Annotated in this window: 2 pseudogenes; both read right to left on the bottom strand. The window is 79.9% G+C overall.

Going from position 1 to position 681, the window contains the following annotated elements:
• Positions 1 to 276, bottom strand: a pseudogene (locus N866_RS22265) (hypothetical protein); the annotation flags it as partial.
• Positions 273 to 681 (bottom strand): annotated as a pseudogene (locus tag N866_RS21790) (glycosyltransferase family 2 protein); the annotation flags it as partial. The pseudogenes N866_RS21790 and N866_RS22265, both read right to left, overlap by 4 nt.

Here is a 681-nt window from a genome sequence, read left to right as displayed (position 1 = left end):
CGTCGCGACGCGCGTGAGCACGCCGCGGACCGCCCCGGCCCGGCGCAGGCCCGGGGCAGGCGGGGCCACCGGCGCGGCGGCCTCGGGAGTGGGATCGGTCGTGGGCACGGGTTCGGGTTCGGTCGTGGTCCCAGCCGTGGGCTCCGTCGTGGGATCTGTCGTGGGACCCGGCACGGGCTCGGTCGCGTCCGGCGTGGGCTCCGGCGTGGGCGCCGGGGTCGCCGGTTCGGGTGCCGGGCCGGCCGGCTGCGGGGTGGGCTCCGTCGGGTCCGTCACCGTGAACCTCCTCGACGTCGTCGGACGGGCACGGCCAGCAGCAGGGTGGCGACGAGCACGACGCCCTGCACCACGGCCCACAGGCCCCGGGCGGGCGCGACGTGGTCCACGAGGAGGACACCGCCCTCGGGTCCCACCTCGAACGCCTGCTGCCACCCGCTGCGGACCGCGCGCAGGGGGCGCCCGTCCAGGGTCGCCCGCCAGCCCGGGTCCGCGCGCTCGGCGAGGACCAGGACGCGCGTCGCGCCGGCCGGGTCGTCGGCGACGGTCGTGCGGACGACGCCGTCGCGGGCCGCCACGACGCCGCCGGTCGGGGTGTCCGCGAGGGCACCGGTGCCGTCGAGCAGGCGCGCCCAGGCCGTCGTCGTGCCGCGGTCCGCGACGGCGACGCGCCAGATGACGCCG

This window comes from Actinotalea ferrariae CF5-4, from assembly GCF_000603945.1.
GTDB lineage: Bacteria > Actinomycetota > Actinomycetes > Actinomycetales > Cellulomonadaceae > Actinotalea > Actinotalea ferrariae.
Note: the sequence above shows the minus strand (reverse complement) of the source record. Positions and strands in the feature narration are given on the sequence as shown.